This window comes from Roseiarcus sp. (genome assembly GCF_052145395.1).
Lineage (GTDB): Bacteria > Pseudomonadota > Alphaproteobacteria > Rhizobiales > Beijerinckiaceae > Roseiarcus.
The window spans coordinates 1-3704 of record NZ_JBKQOT010000435.1 but is presented as its reverse complement, the minus strand read 5'-3'; the positions used below and the strand labels follow the sequence as shown (position 1 = coordinate 3704).

The following is a 3704-nucleotide window of genomic DNA, read 5'->3' as shown; positions in this document are numbered from 1 at the left end:
TCGAACTGCCGCCGAACGGACAGGGCCTCGTCGTGCTGATGGCGCTCGGCATGCTCGAGGACTTCGACTTGCCGCGTCTCTTCGCCGGCGACGAGGCCGAGGCGAAGCACGTCATACTCGAGGCGATCAAGCTCGCCTTCGCTGACGCGGCGGCGCATGTCGCCGATCCGCGCTTTACCGAGACGCCGGTCGGCGCGCTCCTGTCGCGCGACCGGCTGAGAGCCCGGCGGGCGCTGATCGATCCGGCGCGGGCGCTCGACGCGCCGCCCGCAGGCCGGGTTTATGGCGACACGACCTATCTCACCGTCGTCGATCGCAACCGCAACGCCGTGTCGCTGATCACCAGCATCTCGGGCGTGTTCGGCTCAGGGATCATCGTTCCGGGAACCGGCGTCATTCTCCACAACCGCGGCGCCGACTTCGAAATCGACCCGGCCCATCCGAACGCGGCCGCTCCGGGCAAGCGCGTGCGCCACACGATTCTGCCCGCCATGATGCTCGCCGAGGACGGCTCGCTCGCGCTCACCTTCGGCTGCATGGGCGCCAACATGCAGCCGCAGGGCCAGGTCCAGATCCTCATCAACCTGATCGACCGCGGGATGGACCTGCAGCAGGCGCTCGACGCGCCGCGCGTTCGCGCGCTGGACGGCCGGCGGATTGCGGTCGAACCGCACCGCAACCCTGCCCTTGCCAACGCGCTCGCCGCGCTCGGCCATCAGGTCGTGACGGGCGAGGCGGTCCCGGAGGACTGGGAGGCGCCGCACGACTTCATGCGCTCCTTCGAGGGGAGCGCGCAGGCGATCGCGCTGATCGGCGACGCCCTTTGCGGCGCCTCGGACCCGCGCGTCGACGGGATCGCCGCACCGCTCTAGAGCGGGCGCGGCTTTGCGCGCCTCGGTCAGGGCGGTGGCTCGGGGTTCCAATACGCCTGCGACATTGACCGCCACGCCGCCCCGGCTGGCCGACCTTGCCGCCTTGCCGTTTCCGAGCCGGTTTCTAACCGTTTCAAGACCTTGCGGCGACTTTTCCGAGCCAGTGTCATTCTCAAGCCGGGCGCGACTCGCCTGCGGGCTTCGCGCCTTGAGGGGAGACGCCGCAGGCGGCCCCACGAGCCGGCCGCCTTTCCATTCCGAGTCCGTTTTCAACCTTTTCAAGGGGTTGCGGCGACTTTCCCGGGCGAGCGACACCGCCGGGCGTTCGGACGCGGGACATGAAGCGCGATGGCGATTCCGGAGGCGCGTAAGGGACGCGCATGCCAAGCTGATGGGTCGCAGAACCACATCCATGCCAACTTTCGGCAAGATCCTCCCCGTGTCGTTTCTAGAGACTTCAATGCGTTGCGCCTGATCCTTAAGGCTTTCGGAGAGCTGGCTTTTTCGGCCGCGCCCTACCCGTTTGTCTCACAGGAATCTCCAAGGGCGAGACCGTTGAAATCGTTCGCGCCAAATTGCCTTGCCCACAATAGTAGCCTAGCACAGATTCCGTTTTTCCGCAATATTTCGTCACCGACTGTCATCTTGCCCCGCTCGCGTGCAATCGGACCGCGTTTACCGTGCAATCGGACCGCGTTTACAAAGCCCGTCCGGGGGATAACATCGGCGCGTCCAGCGTCGGCGGGCGGGAGAGTCGGTGAGACATGGCGGAGGCGTCGGAAGGGGAACGGATCGCGCTTGAGCGGATCGCCAGGGAGGCGGACGAGCGGACGGGCTTTCTCGACCTCGGCATGCTCAGCCTGACCGAGTTACCGGCGGCGCTGTTTGGGCTCAAGCATCTGCACGGCCTGAACCTCGGCTGGAGATGGCGAGACGCTTCAGGCAAGTGGCAGGAAGCCCCGGGAGAACTCCGCAGGAACCAGGTCGCGTCGTCGCTCGGGAGGTTGGCGGCCCTCCCGGACTTGCGGGACTTGTGGCTGGAGGGGTTGGACCTGGACACGCTCTCCAGCCTGAGCGGGCTCGAAAATCTCCAATCGATCGATTGCTCCAGTACGCAGGTCAACGACCTCGCGCCGCTCGCCGGCCTGCAGGCGCTCGAGTCGGTCAATTGCTCCTGGACGCAGGTCCGCGACCTCGCACCGCTCGCCGGCCTGCAGGCGCTCCAGTCGGTGGATTGCTCCGGGAGGCAGGTCAGCGACCTCGCCCCGCTCGCCGGCCTGCCGGCGCTCCAGTCGGTCGATTGCTCCGGGACGCAGGTCAGCGACCTCGCGCCGCTCGCCGGGCTGCAGGCGCTCCAGTCGATCGATTGCGACGAAACGCAGGTCAGCGACCTCGCGCCGCTGGCTCAGATTGCGTCACTGCGTAGTATCACCGCCAACGGTCTCAAGCTTGCGGAGTCCTCGACGGCGTGCCTCGCGCTGCCCGCGCTGCAGGAGCTTCGCTGCTATCAGACTCGGCTGCGCGGCGTTCCCGCCGAGGTTCTGTCGCGGGGATATGGCGACAACTGCCTACCGCGGCTTCGTGCGCATTTCCGGGACCTTGCCGACGGCGGCGTCGAATCGCGCGACGTGAAGCTGATGGTTCTCGGCAACGGCCGCGTCGGCAAAACCCAGCTCTGCCGCCGCCTCCAAGGCCTTCCTTACGACGGCACGCTTCCGTCCACGCACGGCATTGTGGTCGAGTCCTTCGACCTGCCGCGCGGCGCCAGGCCGGACTTCGCCGAGGTCCATATCTGGGACTTCGGCGGCCAGGACATCTATCACGGCACGCACACGCTGTTCCTGCGCGCCAACGCCGTGTTCGTCCTTCTCTGGGCGCCCGAATTCGAAAGCGGCGAGCAGACGCACGGCGGCCTGACCTTCCGCAACTATCCCTTGCGCTATTGGGTCGATTACGTGCGCCAGCTTGACGGCAAAGACGCGGCGGTCCTCATCGTCCAGACCCGCTGCGACAGCCATCGCGACCATCGGGCCTGTCCCGTCAAAGACGACGATCTGCGCGAGGCTTTCGGTTCGGGCTATTGCGAAGTTCTGCAATTCAGCGCGCTGAACGACCGCGGCCTGCCGGGACTCAAGGAGAAGCTCGGCGAGGCGATCGAATTCCTGCGCGAAGCCCAAGGCGTCGCGCGGATCGGCGCGTCGCGGCAGCGGGTCAAGGCGCGGTTGGAAAAGCTGCGCGAGAAGGACGCCAAGCTCTCGCCTGAGCGGCGACGCCACCGTTGGCTGACCCAGGACGAGTTCGGCCGCATCTGCGCCAAGGAAAGGCTCGTCAGCGAACCCAAGTTCCTGCTCGATTACCTCCACAACACCGGCGTCGTGTTCACCCGCGAGGGTCTGTTCGAGGACCGCATCGTGCTCGACCAGAGCTGGGCGCTGGCGGCGATCTACGCCGTCTTCAACCGCGACTCCTGCCTACGGCAATTGCGACATTTGCGCGGCCGCTTCACCGGTCCCCTTTTGGAGGCGCTCGTCTGGGCCGGCCGCCCGGCCGGCGAGCAGAAGCTGCTGATCGGCATAATGGAATCCTGCGGGATCTGTTTCGAGATCCGCGAGGGCGACGAAAAAGCGTGGATCGAAGCGGAATACGTCGCCCCGGACCTTCTGCCGGAGCGGCGCGACATCCAGACCGAACTCGACGGACTCTGGGCCTGGAACGACCCGGCCGACCCGCAGCGCGAAAAGGACGTCGACCGAACCTGCGCCGCCGCGGAGGCGAGAGGCGCGCCGATCATCCGCGACAAGACGGCGATGACGGTCGGCGACTCGATCTCAA

Annotated in this window: 2 protein-coding genes; both read left to right on the top strand. The window is 66.7% G+C overall.

Features of this window, described 5'->3' with window-relative positions; genetic code table 11:
- On the top strand, positions 1 to 872 hold an 872-nt coding region (locus tag ACLP25_RS14810; protein WP_442469949.1), incomplete at its 5' end, for a gamma-glutamyltransferase.
- A gap of 764 nt (positions 873 to 1636) precedes the next feature.
- Positions 1637 to 3704: COR domain-containing protein (locus ACLP25_RS14805; RefSeq protein ID WP_442469948.1), on the top strand; the 2068-nt coding region annotated here is incomplete at its 3' end.